Annotated in this window: 9 protein-coding genes; 4 read left to right on the top strand and 5 right to left on the bottom strand. The window is 65.1% G+C overall.

Features of this window, described 5'->3' with window-relative positions:
- Positions 1 to 35 precede the first annotated feature (35 nt).
- The 3 genes from L7H23_RS03355 (at position 36) to L7H23_RS03365 (ending at position 4853) form a co-directional block, all read left to right on the top strand.
- The gene (locus L7H23_RS03355; RefSeq protein ID WP_237837950.1) at positions 36 to 2246 is read left to right on the top strand and encodes a TonB-dependent receptor; all 2211 of its coding nucleotides are present in this window, start codon (positions 36 to 38) and stop codon (positions 2244 to 2246) included.
- A gap of 10 nt (positions 2247 to 2256) precedes the next feature.
- The gene (locus L7H23_RS03360) at positions 2257 to 3369 is read left to right on the top strand and encodes a serine hydrolase domain-containing protein (RefSeq protein ID WP_237837951.1); all 1113 of its coding nucleotides are present in this window, start codon (positions 2257 to 2259) and stop codon (positions 3367 to 3369) included.
- Between the two features lie 278 nt (positions 3370 to 3647).
- Complete coding sequence (locus L7H23_RS03365; protein ID WP_237837952.1) at positions 3648 to 4853, top strand: serine hydrolase domain-containing protein; 1206 nt, start codon at positions 3648 to 3650, stop codon at positions 4851 to 4853.
- Between the two features lie 33 nt (positions 4854 to 4886).
- On the opposite strand, the gene L7H23_RS03370 is transcribed toward L7H23_RS03365, so the two are convergent.
- Complete coding sequence (locus L7H23_RS03370) at positions 4887 to 6941, bottom strand: alkaline phosphatase D family protein (RefSeq protein WP_237837953.1); 2055 nt, start codon at positions 6939 to 6941, stop codon at positions 4887 to 4889.
- Positions 6942 to 7107: 166 nt separating this feature from the next.
- On the bottom strand, positions 7108 to 9222 hold the full coding sequence (locus L7H23_RS03375) for a prolyl oligopeptidase family serine peptidase (RefSeq protein ID WP_237837954.1): 2115 nt from the start codon (positions 9220 to 9222) through the stop codon (positions 7108 to 7110).
- Between the two features lie 295 nt (positions 9223 to 9517).
- Between L7H23_RS03375 and L7H23_RS03380 the strand changes: the two genes are divergently transcribed.
- Complete coding sequence (locus tag L7H23_RS03380) at positions 9518 to 11719, top strand: TonB-dependent receptor (RefSeq protein WP_237837955.1); 2202 nt, start codon at positions 9518 to 9520, stop codon at positions 11717 to 11719.
- Positions 11720 to 11760: 41 nt separating this feature from the next.
- Here L7H23_RS03380 and L7H23_RS03385 read toward each other — a convergent pair whose 3' ends face one another.
- Genes L7H23_RS03385 through L7H23_RS03395 form a run of 3 tightly spaced genes read right to left on the bottom strand, consistent with a single transcriptional unit; the run spans position 11761 to position 14289 of the window.
- Positions 11761 to 12768 (bottom strand): histone deacetylase family protein, encoded by a 1008-nt coding sequence (locus tag L7H23_RS03385; protein WP_237837956.1) that lies wholly within the window; start codon positions 12766 to 12768, stop codon positions 11761 to 11763.
- Positions 12765 to 13343 carry an FMN-binding negative transcriptional regulator gene (locus tag L7H23_RS03390; RefSeq protein ID WP_237837957.1) on the bottom strand — a complete coding sequence of 193 codons (579 nt, stop codon included), beginning with the start codon at positions 13341 to 13343 and terminating at the stop codon, positions 12765 to 12767. The genes L7H23_RS03385 and L7H23_RS03390 overlap by 4 nt, the downstream gene beginning before the upstream one ends.
- A complete protein-coding gene (locus L7H23_RS03395) occupies positions 13327 to 14289 on the bottom strand; it encodes an alpha/beta hydrolase (protein ID WP_237837958.1) in 963 nt (320 codons plus the stop codon). Before L7H23_RS03395 ends, L7H23_RS03390 begins: the two co-directional genes overlap by 17 nt.
- Positions 14290 to 14407: the final 118 nt, after the last annotated feature.

The raw sequence follows: 14407 nt of genomic DNA on the forward strand, positions 1-14407 counted from the left end.
TTCGCGCATCAGCGATCGCCCTTGCTTTTGCCGCGATGGCAGGAGCCACGGCCCAAGCCCAGGAGACGCCGGAAGGAGCGGAGTCCGCCACCGACGGCGACATCGTGGTGACGGCGATGAAGCGCGAAGAGCGGCTCCAGGATGTCGGCGCGACCATCCAGGCCCTCTCCGCCGAAGGTATCCGCCAGGCACGCGTGGCGGAGATCAAGGATCTTGCGACGCAGGTTCCCAATGTGGACATCAAGGAAACCGTCCCCGGTGCCTTGCCGACGGTCACGATCCGCGGCATCGGTCTCGACGACTTCAGCACCGTCTCCAGCCCGGCCGCCGGCATCTATGTCGACGAGATTCCCCTTGCCTCCCCCGGCCTGATGAGCGGCAATTTCTTCGATCTCGGCCGTATCGAAATCCTGAAGGGACCGCAGGGCACGTTGTACGGCCGCAATACCACCGCTGGTGCCGTCAACATCGTTTCGGCGACGCCCGGCGACGCATTCGCGGCTTTCGCAAAGGCCGGATACGGCAACTTCGACACGTTCGACGCCGAAGCCATGCTCAACATCCCGCTCTCCGACCGGGCGCAGGTCCGACTGGGCGGAAAGACGATCCAGCAGGGTCGCGGCTTCTGGACGAGCTCCTTGCTGGAGGACGGAACGCCGGGGCGCCGCGATCTCGGCGAGCGGGACATCTGGCTGGGCCGTATCCAGCTCGCGCTACAGCCGGCCGACGGGCTCGACATCCTCCTGAAGGCCGAGGGCGAGCGGTCGCGATCCCAGATGGGCGTGCCGCAATTCAATGGCACCTATGGACCGGGCACGCCGTTCGTGCCCTGCACGCCGGTGCTGCAGGGCCGCCTCGACAACAGCGCATGCGCCGACGCCTACGGCTATCAGAACCCGTATGACAATCCGTACCACGGCGACTGGACGGGCCGTTTTCCCTATAATGTCAATCAGCTGAGCTTGACGGCGAAAATCAACTACAGCCTCGGTGCGGTCGATATCACCTCGATCACCGGCTATATCGATTTCTCGCGCCTCTATCACATCGATGTCGATGCCACCCCTCTCCAGCAATTCGACTATGACGAGAATGAGGACGTCCGGCAGTTCACGCAGGAGCTTCGTTTCGGCTATCGCAACGACCTTGTCGATCTGGTGGCGGGCGGCTTCTACTCCTGGGATCGGGTACTCGGCGACAACACCAATTATGGCGACGACTGGCCACTCGTCTTTCTTGGCGCGGCGAGCGGATCCGGCAAGACGAACTATGACCAGGTCACGCGCTCGCAGGCGATCTATGCCGACGCCACCTGGCATCTCGCCGACAAGGTCGACCTGATCACGGGCCTCCGCTTTACTCATGAGCGGCGTCGCTATGCCGGCGGCACGACGTTCATCACGCCCTCGCCGCTCGTCGGCGTGAACGACACCTTCATCGACGATGCGATCAGCGACGACAATCTGACCGGGCGTCTGGGGCTCAATTTCCGGCCTCGCGACGGCCTGCTGATTTTTGCTTCGGTCTCGCGCGGCCGCAAGAGCGGCGGCTTCTTCAGCGGCTTCACCAACAACGACAGCCAGTTGCTGCCCTACCGGCCCGAGACGATCACCGCATACGAGCTCGGCATCAAGAGCGAGTTCGGGCGCGTCGTCACGCTGAACGCGTCGGGCTTCTACTATGATTACCAGGACCCGCAGACCTTCGTCCGGTTCATAGACCCGGCGACGGGCCTGTCTGTGCAAAAGGTCGGTAACGTCGACAGCGCGCGCGTTTTCGGCGCCGATATCGACCTCATCCTGCGCCCCGTGACGGGGCTGAGCCTGACCGGCAGCCTCGGCCTTCTCGATACCCGCCTTTCGTCCTTTGCGACGGCGGCGGGCGTGATTCCGGCCGGCAACCGCCTCCCGAATGCGCCGGCGACCTCCTTCTCGGCCAAGGCCCGATACGAATTCGACCTGTCGCCGGGTTTGCGCGCGGCGATCCAGGGCGATACCCGCTATGCCTCGTCGGCGTTCAAGGAAGCATCGAACGATCCCCTTATCGCATCGCGGCCCTATTGGCTTTTCAACGCGCGCCTTTCCCTCGCGGGCGAAAAGGACGGCTGGGAAGTGGCACTCTGGGGCCGGAACCTGACCAAAGAGCGCTATGTCGTCTCGGGCGTGAACCTGGCCTCGCTGGGCATCGTCAACCGCATCTACAGCGCGCCGCGAACCTACGGCGTCGAACTCAGCTTCCGCTACTAGGAGAAGACAGATGGGGACGAACGTCCTGATTTCGGGTCATTGCGACGAGCGCTTTGCGGCGGTTCGCGAGGCCTTCGAGGAGAATTTCACCCGACGCGGCGACATAGGGGCCGCGGTATCGCTGATATTTGCGGGCGAAACGGTCGTCGACCTCCGGGGCGGCTGGCGCGACGCCGCCCGCACCGGTCCGTGGGAAGCCGATACGGTGGTCAACCTCTGGTCGACCACCAAGGGTGTCGGCGCGATCTGCTTCGCCATGCTCGCCGACCGGGGCCTCATGTCGTATGAAGACCGGGTCGCGGACTATTGGCCTGCGTTCGGCGCGAACGGCAAGGACCAGGTCACGATCGGAATGCTGCTTTCGCATCAGGCGGGCCTCAGCGGCTTCGACACGCCCGCCGCCGTCGGAGACCTTCTTGCCGGCGCCACCGCCGCCGACCGCCTCGCCGCGCAGGCGCCGCTCTGGGAACCCGGCTCGGGATCGGGATATCATGCGATCAGCATCGGAATTCTCGCGACCGCGCTTTTCGAGCGGATCGAGGGCCGGTCGCTGAAAGCATTCGTGCGCGACGAGATTGCCGGGACGCTGGGACTCGACATCGCGCTCGGCCTCGCTCCGGCAGACGACGGACGAAGGGCAGAAATCATCGCGCCGCCCGAACTCAGTTCTGCGGACATCGGCCAGCTCACTGCGCCGCAGATAGCGGCGCTCGCGAACCCGCCGCTCGACCCCCTGCTTCCGAACGACCCGGCATGGCGGGCGGCCGATCTCGCCTCGGCGAACGGCCATTCCAACGCCGCTGCGCTCGCCCGCCTCTACGCGCATTTTTACCGCGGCGTCGGCAAGGACGCGCTGGCCATGGCGACACAGGCCCGTATCGAGGGCGTCGACCTCGTGCTGGGCTTGCCCGCGAGGTGGGCGGCCGGCTTTCTTCTCAACTCCGATGGAATCTATGGACCGAACGAGGCAGCATTCGGGCATTCCGGATGGGGCGGCTCCTTTGCCTTTGCGGATCCGGCCGCCGATCTCGCGATGAGCTATACGATGAACCGGATGGGTACGTTGCTCCGTGACGATCCCCGCAACCTCGCACTCATCGGGGCGGCCTATGCCAGCCTGTAATTTCTCCCGGGCCTGACGCGCGCGCAAATCCGGGCGGTCGCGGACCGTCCGGACCGGATGCGGAAGTTTCGGGAACGAACCGCGCGCTGATTTCCTGTGATTTTCGGGAAGATGCCCTTATCATGCGGCCCGAGGGGAACCGGGTTGAAAACGATGGTGCAGAAAATCGCGAAACCGGCGGGTGATTTCTTGCCAACACGGGCACGGAAGGAGTCGGACACATTGCAGCGCCCGGTCTCCGGATGAACCCTTCCGGACCGATGACCGGGCGGCGAGCGGTGCTGACCGGATCCGTGGCGGCGATCGCGGGTGCTGCGACGCCGGTCCGCGCGCATAGCGACGCACGATGCCCGGACGGCAACGCCGGCTGGGTTCCCTCCGCGGAACTCGTACAGGATCTTCCCCGGCTCATGCGGATCGCCGGCGTGCCCGGGGTGGCCATCGCGGTCGTCGATCGCGGGAAGCTCGCGTGGAACGAAAGTTTCGGTGTGAAGAACGTTCTGACCCGCGATCCGGTGCGGGAAGATACGCTGTTCGAAGCCGCGTCGATGACCAAGCCGGTCTTCGCCTATGCCGTGATGCGGCTGGTCGACGAGAAGCGGCTCGATCTCGACAAGCCGCTCGCCGCGTATCGCCGGCCACCGAACGCGGGCGACGATCCGAATCTGGAGATCATCACGGCCCGGCATGTGCTGGAACATTCGTCGGGTTTGCCCAACTGGGCGTCCGGCCCGCTCGTCACAAGCCGCGCGCCCGGGTCGGGCTACACCTATTCCGGCGAGGGATTCATCTGGCTCCAGCTGGTCGTCGAGAAGATCATGGGGGCGAGCCTGGGCAATGTGATGCAGGAGAAATTGTTCGGCCCGGCCGGAATGGCCCACAGCAGCTTCGGGTGGGACGAAGAGATCGCAAGGTCGGCGGTCTTCGGCCATTCCGAACCTCCGGAAGGCGAGCGGGTGCTTCCTCCCCAGCCGACGCGCGATCTGGGCAACCGGCTGCTTCCGGTCGCCTTGCGGCGGAACAGGCCCATCGCGTCCTGGACCTATGAGGATTCGGTCGAGGCGATGCGGGAGACGGATCCGGCAACGCCGCCCTCGACCCATGATCTTCTGGTCAATTCGGCCGGAGGTCTTCTGACGACGGCGTCCGACTATGCGAAGTTCATGGCGCTGATGATGGAGCGGCCGGGCCGAGCCGCGTGGGAAATCGGAGAGGCCTCCCGGCAGGCGATGCTCACGCCCTCGCTGGAGGTTCGCGGACGCGACATTACGCGCGGGCTCGGCTGGGAGCTCGAGCAGTCTCCGGCGGGCCCGCTGTTCCAGCACAGCGGCAGCAATTACGGAATATTCAAGACGCTGGGCGTCGGCGATGCGCGGAACGGCCGGGCGATCGTGATCTTCACCAATGCGACGAACGGCAATGTGCTGGCTGCCCGGATCGCCCGGCAGGCGACCGGCATCGACCGGTTGAAGTCGCTGATCTGACCGGCGCTGCCGCCGGATCGCGGCGGCCCCGGATCAAACCGAAAGCCTGGCATCCCCTTCCAGAATCCGTTGTTCCATCCGCGGCCGCGCACCCGGCCGCCACATATCGGCGCGGTGCGACACGCGATAGCGCAGCGGACCGCCGTCGGGCGTCGTCGCCCGCGCGATCGGACGGACGATGCAGACGAACTCGGTTTCGATCGCATCCGGTCCTGCGGTGACCACCGAGTAACCGTGCCCCGCCATATCGACGAACTCCAGATGCGGCGCGACGTCGGGGTTGGTCAGCGCCCGAGCCTTGGCGATATCGCCGCTCGCCGCATATTCGAGCGCCGCGCGGACGCCGCGCTTGACCGTCAGGTTGATGGTATGCTCGGGCGCCGCGCCCTCGACCTTCCGGACATACAGCGGGCGCTGCGCAGACTCCTGGAAGAATTCCGCCGCTTCGCCGAGCCCCGGCGCGGAAACCGAGCCGGTAATGAAGCTGAGCCCGACCGGGTCGAAGCCGGCGGGCGGCAGCTTCGGCGCCGCATAGCCCGCCCAGAAGCTGTGGCGATCGCCCGATACTGTCACGAAACCGGAAATCTTGCGGTCGCGGACAAGGTCATAGATTTCCGCGCGCTCGGCAAAGGCGCCACTGAAATCGACGCCGGGGAATACGCCATAATCCTTCCCCGGCCATTTGCCCTTCACCACCCCTTCGGGCAGGTTCTGCGGATCGGTGCGCATGTCGAGGGGGCCGTTCGTGAGGCCCCAGATTTTCCATGTCGCGGTCGATCGGGTGAGCCGTTCCTTGAGCCATGCCTTCTGCGGAGCGCCGAGCACGGTGTAGGCACCTTCGTCGCGACGATAATTCGGAATGCTGCCGTCGCCGACCGTGATGGTCGCGGGAGGCTTGCCGCCATCATAATCCTTGCCGCCGTCGACGATCTCCAGCCACTCCTGCGGAAGGACGGGATACTCCCCCGAGTCGAGCGCACCGGCCTCGGCTCGATCGGTCGGGTCCGCCGCCTTGTAGCTGTGCAGGTCGGTCAGGATCAGGTCGACGTTCCGGCCGTAGCGCAGCGCGCGATAGGTCGTCATGCTGGCGATCGCGGTGACGCTGTTGGGTTCGGTCGCGAAGCCATGCTCATCGAAGGTGTCGATCGGCGCATCGGCGACGACGGGGGGCGCGAACTGCTCCAGCCCGTCGCCCGAAGCCTTGCGGACGCGCGAGGGAATATATTCCCACCAAGCCTGATTGGCGTCGACGCGTAGCTGCTGCGCGGGCTCGACCTTGCCGCCGAACCGGACGAAGCTCTGCCAGCCCTGCCACGAGAATTCATGGTTGTCGCCCATGCACACGAACGGGAAATGGGCGCGCGCGTCCTGAATGTCGGGATCGTCGATATGCGCGCGGTAGACGTGACGGTATCCGGCGAGATTGGTCGGCACATAGAAATTGCCGATCTTTCGCCCGTCGGGAATGTGGCCGAGGTCGTAGACGGTGCGCGAATAGCGGTTCGGCGTTTCTTCCGGATATTCGACCAGTTCGTAGATGAAATCGCCGAGATGGAGAACGAAGCCAAGCTTGCGATCGGCGGGCGCGCGCTCGTCCTCCCAGATCATCCTGCGATAGGCGTTCTGCGCGCCCTCATTGACGCTGTTGCACGAGACGAAGGCGAAGCGCACGGAGCGCCTGTCGCTCGCGCGCGGGGCGGTGATCGTCCGGCCGATCCGGCTGCCTGCCCCGCTGTCGTCGATAAAGCGATACCAATAGACCGTCGCCGGCGAGAGCCCGCCGACCATCGCCCGGCAGGTCCAGTCGGCCGCCGCGAGCACCGGCGTGCGCGCCGCGGCGACCACATGATGGAAATCCGGATCGCGCGCGACCTCCACGGTCAATTCATGGCGGTCACCCAGATCGAACGGCCGCCGGGTCCAGAGGATGATGCTATGCTCGTCGGGGTCTCCCGACGCGACGCCTTGCGGAAAAGCTTCACGATCTTCCCGCCATGGAAGCCGCGAGGGCGCAGCAGCCGATCGCGACGCCCATATGCCGCTGATCCCGATCGAAGCCGCGCTCGCCAGAAACTGCCGTCGGTTCATCGTCCATCCCCCTCCAGGCCCGCGCCGATAATCCACTATCGCGCAGATCTATCCGGGATGGCCGGACACAAAAGCTCTAGCCCGCAAACCGCCGGGAGTTTTCGACAAAGCGCCGGATGGACACCGCTCGATTATGCAGGACGGGTCGGGCTTCGACGTCGGACGATCAGGCGATGCACCGCATCGCGAAGGCCCAGAAGAGCGCCTTTTCGCCATATTCGCTCTTCAGATCTCCGCTGCCCTGATGCCCGCTGTCCATGTCGGTCTTCAGGATCGCCGGATTGCCGCCCGTCGACTTGTACCGCACCTCGGCAACAAGCTTCGCAGGCTCCCAATAGGGCACGCGGTCGTCTTTCAGCCCGGCGGTGCAGAGCAACGGCGGATAGGGAGCCGCGGCGACATTCTCGTAGGGAGAGATCGACGCGATATAGTCATAGGCCTTCGGATCGGCGAGCGGATCGCCCCAGTCGGGGCGGAACAGCGGCACCAGCGGATGTGCCGCGTCACTCATCGTATTGAGCATGTCGACGAAAGGCACTTTGGCAATCACCCCACCCCACAGCGTCGGCGCGATGTTCATGCTCGCCCCGACGAGCAGCCCGCCCGCCGACAGGCCATAGGCGACGACGCGCCCCCTTGCCGTATAGCCATGCTTCGCAAGATATTCGGCGCAGGCGATGAAGTCGGTGAAGCTGTTGCGCTTCGTGAACTTGCGCCCGCCAAGGAACCATTGGCGTCCCTTTTCGGATCCCCCGCGTACATGTGCGATCGCATAGCGCCAGCCGCGATCGACCAGCGTCAGCGCCGGGATCGAGAATTCGGGATCGCTCGAAACGCCATAGGAGCCATAGCCATATTGCAGCAGGGGCGCCTTGCCATCCTTCGGCGCGCCGCGGCGCGAGAGCAGCGTGATCGGCACCAGTTCGCCATCGGGCGCCGGCGCGAACAGCCGCTCGACCTCATAATCGTCGGGATCGAAATTGGCGACCGGCTGCTGCTGGACGACGCGCTGCCTGCCGTCGGCCAGACCGATCTCGATCCAGCGGCGCGGCGATTTCGGCGACTGGTGCACGATCAGGACATGCCCGGCCTTGTAGGGCTGCTCGCCCGGAATCTCGACCGCATAGGCCGGGTCGTCGAACGCCACGCGCTGTTCCTGCCCGTCCGGCCGAAGGATCGCGACGCTGTGCTGGCCTTCGACGCGCTCCAGCCGGACAAGCGCGCCGGCAAAAGGATGCACCGACAGGATCGGCGTTCCCGCGCGATGCGGAACGAGCGTGTCCTTGACCGCGAAGCTTTTCGCGTCGAGCCGCAGCAGCTTCATGTCGAAGGCGTCGTCGGCGTCGGTCGTTGCGATCAGGTCGCCGTTCCACTCGTCGATCTCGTAGCGCACGCCCGGACGGCGTTCCCACACGGTCTCCGGCGGCGCGCTCTCGGCGCCCGCGCGTACCAGTCGCACCTCCGCGGTATCGGGGCCAGACAGCGTCAGCGCCACGAAACCGTCGGCGGCGGTTCGCCGCACGCCCATGAAGATCGCAGGATCCTTTTCCTCATAGACAAGCGCGGTGGTCTTGCCGTCGACCGAGGTGCGATAGAGGCGCGTCGGCCGGTTCCTCGCATCGCGCCAGATCCAGAACAGCCATTCGGACGAGGGGCCGAAGACGAGCCCGCCATAGCCATAGGCGTCCTTGTCGACGAGCGTGCGGATCGTGCCGTCCTGATTGTCGCGAATGATGATGCGATGGCGGTCGTTGCCGATCACGTCTTCGGCCCAGACGAACCAGCGATGATCGGGGCTGGGCTGATGCCCGGTGCTACGGAAATAGGGCTGCCCCTCGGCCCGCGGAGCCTCGTCGACCAGCAGTTCGGCGGCGCCTGCCGCCTTGCGCCGCGTGTAGACCGAATGAACCGCCCCGGCAGGAATTTCGGCGGAGTAGGCCCAGCCGTCGCGCTCGATCGCCGGCGCCGCCATCTCGCCCGCCGTCCGTGCAAGCATCGCGTCGAGCAACCCGGCGCGCTGCGATGCGAGCGGCTTCAGGATCGCTTCGGCATAGGCGTTTTCGCCGTTCAGCATCTTTGCAACGGATTCGGGAATATTCGTTCGGGTTCGCTCGCCCCCCTCGGGGAGGAACTTCATCCAGCTATAGACGTCGTCGCGCACGCGTCCGAGTTGTTCGATGACATGCGATATGCGCGGAGATTGCGGGGGCGCGGCCTTCGGCCAGCGGGTCGCTGCCGCCTTTGCCCATGTCATAGGGGCTGCCGCGAGCATGGCCGTCATGGCCGCCCCGCCCAGAAACCGTCGCCTTGCCTCGTTCGCCAGCCTGTCCATCGTCATACCTCTCGCCTCGGAGCATTTCCCGGCTGCAGCTTATGAAAGCCAGCCGGGCTTTCAGCGCCGATCAGGCCCCCCAATCCAGCGATCGGGCAAATCGGACCCGCCCCACCCGCCGCAATCGGCACGATCCGCAGATTTGCTGGCCCGAAAAAGAGAGAGAATGGCCCGACCATCGCCGACACGACCGTTGAACCTGATAGCGTCACGATTGGAATTTTCTACCAAAAGGGAGGCGAAAATGTCCTTTGGATCGGTAAAGCGCGTCGTAATTTGTGGCATTTCGTTACTCGCCCTCGGGCAAACCTCGGCGGCATTCGCCCAAGCGTCGGCGGCTGCGACCGATGACAGCGAGATCGTCGTGACGGCGGCAAAGCGCGAACAGTCGGTTCGCGATGTCCCGGGATCGGTATCGGCCGTCAGCGAGGCCACCCTGCAAAAGCTCAACGCGCAGAGCCTGTCCGACTATATCACGCGCGTCCCGGGCGTCGTTTTCAACGATTATCAGCCGGGCGTGTCCGAGGTCGTGATCCGCGGCATCGCTTCCTCGACCTATCATGAGGCGAACCAGTCGACGACGGGCTATTATCTCAACGAGCTTCCGCTCGGCGAACCCGGCTTTCCGCTGGTCATTCCCGACGTCGACAGTTTCGACGTCGCGCGCGTCGAAGTGCTGCGCGGCCCGCAAGGCACGCTCTTCGGCTCCTCCTCGCTTGGCGGCGCGGTCAACTACATCGTGAACCAGGCCGATCCGAGCCGTTTCGACGTCGGGTTCGAGGGCACCGCGGCGACGACCAAGCACGCCGGCGAACTCAGCTACGCCGTGAAGGGCATGGTCAACGCGCCGATCGTGACCGACAAGCTGGCGGTACGCCTTGTCGCGCTCCAGCGCTTCGACGCCGGCTTCCTGAACAGCCCGGGCCTCGGCGACAAGGGCAGCAACGACCTGCGCGTCCGCGGCCTGCGCGGATCGATCGTCTTTACCCCGACCGAGACGACCAAAATCTCGGCGCTCAGCATGTACCAGGAATATGATCTCGACGATCAGACCTATGTCTTCATCATTCCCGGCACGCGCAACTACACGCGCCCGAACACCGTCCGCGAGTATCAGGACAGCGATTTCCAGATGCACAGCCTGCGTCTCGAGCAGGATCTGGGCTTTGCGACGCTGACCGCGGTCGGCAGCTATACGAAGAAGAAGGCGCGGTCGCGCTTCGACTATGGGCTCGGCGCCTTCGATCCGCGTACCGGCACGCCGCTGGTCGGCGTCGGCTTCGGCAACTCGAAGACCAAATATGGCGAAATCCGCCTCGCCTCGCCCGATGACGGCCGCTTCCGCTGGCTGATCGGCGCGAACTACACCAATCTGCGCGGCTTCGGGGACGACCGGCTTCAGCTCGAGGGGATTGCCGACTATGTCGATGCCAATCCCGGCCAGTTCGGCAACCAGCCGAGCAGCGTCATCACCCCCGACGACTATACCAGCCGGTCGACCTACACCAATCGCGTCACCGAAAAGGCGCTGTTCGGCGAAGTGTCCTACGACATTCTCGACAAGCTGACCCTGACGCTCGGCGGGCGCGTGTTCGAATACCGGACGCGGCCGCAGGCGACCTTGCTGCCCAACGCCGATCTGGTCCCGCCCTTCACCTATTCGCCGACCGCCGACAAACAATCGGACTTCATCCCGAAGGCGTCGCTGACCTTCAAGCCTAACGACGATTTCATGGTCTATGCGCTCTATTCGGAGGGCTTCCGCGTCGGCGGAATCAACGTCTTTGCGCTGCCTTACCCCACGCTGCCGCAATCCTTCGGCAGCGACACGACGAAGAATTATGAAATCGGGACGCGCTTCGACCTGATCGACAACACGCTCGCGGTCGACCTGACCGCCTATCATATCGACTGGACCAATATTCAGGCGCGTCTCTTCACGCCCGACATCCGCGCCTACACCGTCAACGGCGGCGGCGCGAACGTCGACGGCGTCGAGATCAGCCTGACGCTGCGTCCGACCCGCAACCTCAGCTTTTCGTCGAACGTCTCGTACAACGACGCACGCCTGTCGTCGTTGCTGCCCGACAGCTTCGCGCCCGGCGGCGGCTATGCGAAAGGCTCGCGCCTGCCGGGTGCGTCGGAATGGACCCTGTCGAACTCGGTCGATCTCAGCTTCCCCGATGCAAAGCTGCAGCCGCGATTCAGCCTGTCGCACCGCTATCAGTCGGCCGCACCGGTCGCTTTCGGCGCAACGCTGGAGCGCGGCGACTTCCACCTGATCGATCTCAATGCGTCGATCACGGTCGACGAACGGATCGAGGTTGGTGTGTTCGCGAAGAATCTGTTCAACCAATATGGCATCCTCAACGCGCCCTTCTCCTTCGCGGGATCGGTCGCGCGGCCCCGCACCGTCGGCGCGACGGTGCGGTTCAGCCTGAACTGAGAAAGGAACGGCGCCGCTTCGCGAGGAGCGGCGCCGGTTCGCTAGAAGCCCTCGAGAAATGCCGCGACGTTGCGGCCAAGATCGCCGACGGCATAGCCGCCCTCCATCACGATCAGCGTGGGAACACCCAACGCCGCGATCGCCTTCGCCAGATCGCCATAATCCGCGCGTTCGAGCGCAAAGCTCGAGATCGGGTCGCTGCTGTGGGTGTCGGCGCCGAACGAAACGATCAGCAGCTTCGCACCCCAATCCGAGATTGCGGCCAGCGCCGCATCGAGCGCCGGGCGATAGGCCGCGCCATCGGTTCCGCGCGGCAGCGGCAGGTTGAGCGTCGCGCCCTCGCCCGCCCCCTCGCCGCGCTCGTCGGCATGGCCCCAATAGAAGGGATAGTCGGTGCGCGGGTCGGCGTGGATCGACGCGAAGAACACATCGCCGTCGGCGTAGAAAATATCCTGTGTGCCGTTGCCGTGATGATAGTCGATGTCGAGGATCGCGATCGGCCCCAGCCCGCGTGCAGTCGCTGCACGCGCCACAATCGCGGCATTGTTGAGGTAGCAATAGCCGCCCATATAGTCGCGCCCGGCATGGTGCCCCGGCGGACGGCACAGCGCGAAGGCGTTAGCGTCGCCGCTCGTCGCCAGATGGTCGAGCGCAGTCAGCGCGCCCTGCGCCGACCAATAAGCCGACTGCCAGGTTCCGGAGGCAATCGGCGTTCCGGCATCATAGCTGTAGGCGCCCAGATCGGCGTCGATACGCCCGAAGGCGAGCGGCCGGCGGCGCACGACCGGAAAGGTATAGCCGATGGCATCGCCGCTTCGCCCGGCGGCGATCCACTCGCGATGCGCGCGCTCGAGAAAGGCCAGATAGTCGGCGTCGTGGACCGCGAGCAGCGGCTCCATCCCGAAATCGCGCACCGGCTGCCAGTCGTCGAAAGCCGCGACGATCGAGCGCGGGCGCTCGACATTTTCGGCGAACGGCACCCAGTCGCCATTATGCAGTTCGCGGAGCGGCGCGTGCGCGGTCTGACGATCGTCGAAAAAGAGTTTCACGGTTTGGCCTGTTCCTCCATCCATGCCGCGAGCGTCCGGTCGCGATGCCCGGCGACAATCTCCGCCAGCCCCGTCGCGCTTTCGTCCTGCCCCAGCTTGAAGCTGTGCTCGGCCGATACGACATGCGCGCGAAACGCAATGATCTGATCGAGCATCGCTTCATAGCGCGGCCCGACCCGGTCAGTCGACCAGCGATCGCCCTCCATCGCGAAGACCAGTCGCTCGACGGCATCGCGCGTCTCGTCCTCGACGAATTCGACGTCGACGGTAAAGCGCAGCACCGCATAATTCCATGTCGGCGCCCAGTCGGGCTTCGACAGCAGTCCGGGCGAAACATAGCCCTGCGGCCCGTTGAACAGGATCAGCCCATACGGATCGGCGCGAAAATCGGCAACGAGCGGATTGCGGCGGCCGCAATGACCGAACAGCGACACGATGGCTCCGCTGTCGTCGGTCTCGGCGATCAGCGGCAGCGGGCTTGAATGAAACGCGCGCGAGACCAGCCAGGCGAGCGGATAGTCGGCGATCAGCCGCGCCGCGTCCCCGGCGCTGCGCGGTTCAAAGGGCGTGGTCATGGCCGAGTATCTTCATCATCCACGCCGCCTGCTCGTCGAAAGCGCGCCGGGCAAGCGGCGCGATCGAAACGGCTTCTAGGAAGCTGTGCGTCGCGCCCGTATAGGTTACAGCCTCCACCGGCACACCGGCCGCCGTAAGCTTCGCGGCAAAAGCGTGATTGCAATCGGCCAATATGTCGCATTCGGCGATAGCGAGGAACGCGGGCGGCAGACCGGAAAGGTCGGCACGGAGCGGCGCGACCAGTGGCTCGGCGAGTTGCCCGGGGCCATCGACATAATCGGCCCAGAAGGCGTCCATCTCGTCGCATTCGAGCGAATAGGCCTCGCCGCCGAAGCGCGCATAGCTCGGCAGATGGTCGGGAGAAAAGGCGCCATAGTTGAGCAGCATCCCCGCGGGCAGCGGACGGCCGCGCGCGCGCTGGAGCAGGCAGGTCGCAACCGACAGATTGGCACCGGCCGAGTCACCACCGATCAGTATGCGGTTCGCGTCGAGGTTCAGCGTATCGGCCTGCGTCGCAATCCAGTCGAGCGCCCCGGTGCATTCCTCCAGCGCGACCGGAAACTTGTTCTCGGGCGACAGGCTATAGTCGATCCCGATCACGGCGATGCCGGCGCGCGCGGCATATTCGCGCATCAGCCGGTCGTGGGTGTCGATGCTGAACAACACCCAGCCGCCGCCGTGAATGTAAAGCATGACCGGCAGCTTTTCATCCGCTACCGGCCGGTGGAGGCGCAAACGAATGCCGTCCATGTCGAGGTCGAGGCTTTCGGCCATGATCGGGCCACCTTCGCGCCAGGGCTTCCGGACCTCTTCGGCGATCCTGCGGCGTTCCGCCGTATCAGCGGGCGCACCGCGCGCGCCATAGGCTGCGGCGACCGCGTCGACAAAGCGGCGGATGTCGGGATCGACCATATCGTCCTGAATGGCGTCCAAGCCCTTGGGCATATGGCTTTTCCCTCTCCGGTCCAGTCTTGTTCGCCGTGATAGCCCGAGCCGCCCCTTCCCTATCGCCCGTTCGGGCCAATCACCATGCCGGAAAGGCCATTGGCCGCATCACGGCTGG

Source organism: Sphingopyxis sp. BSN-002 (assembly GCF_022024275.1).
GTDB lineage: Bacteria > Pseudomonadota > Alphaproteobacteria > Sphingomonadales > Sphingomonadaceae > Sphingopyxis.

Coding starts and splice junctions, on each gene's coding strand:
- L7H23_RS03355 (WP_237837950.1), top strand. CDS start 36: ATGGCAGGAGCCACGGCCCAAGCCCAGGAGACGCCGGAAGGAGCGGAG.
- L7H23_RS03360 (WP_237837951.1), top strand. CDS start 2,257: ATGGGGACGAACGTCCTGATTTCGGGTCATTGCGACGAGCGCTTTGCG.
- L7H23_RS03370 (WP_237837953.1), bottom strand. CDS start 6,941: ATGAACCGACGGCAGTTTCTGGCGAGCGCGGCTTCGATCGGGATCAGC.
- L7H23_RS03375 (WP_237837954.1), bottom strand. CDS start 9,222: ATGACGGCCATGCTCGCGGCAGCCCCTATGACATGGGCAAAGGCGGCA.
- L7H23_RS03380 (WP_237837955.1), top strand. CDS start 9,518: ATGTCCTTTGGATCGGTAAAGCGCGTCGTAATTTGTGGCATTTCGTTA.
- L7H23_RS03390 (WP_237837957.1), bottom strand. CDS start 13,343: ATGACCACGCCCTTTGAACCGCGCAGCGCCGGGGACGCGGCGCGGCTG.
- L7H23_RS03395 (WP_237837958.1), bottom strand. CDS start 14,289: ATGCCCAAGGGCTTGGACGCCATTCAGGACGATATGGTCGATCCCGAC.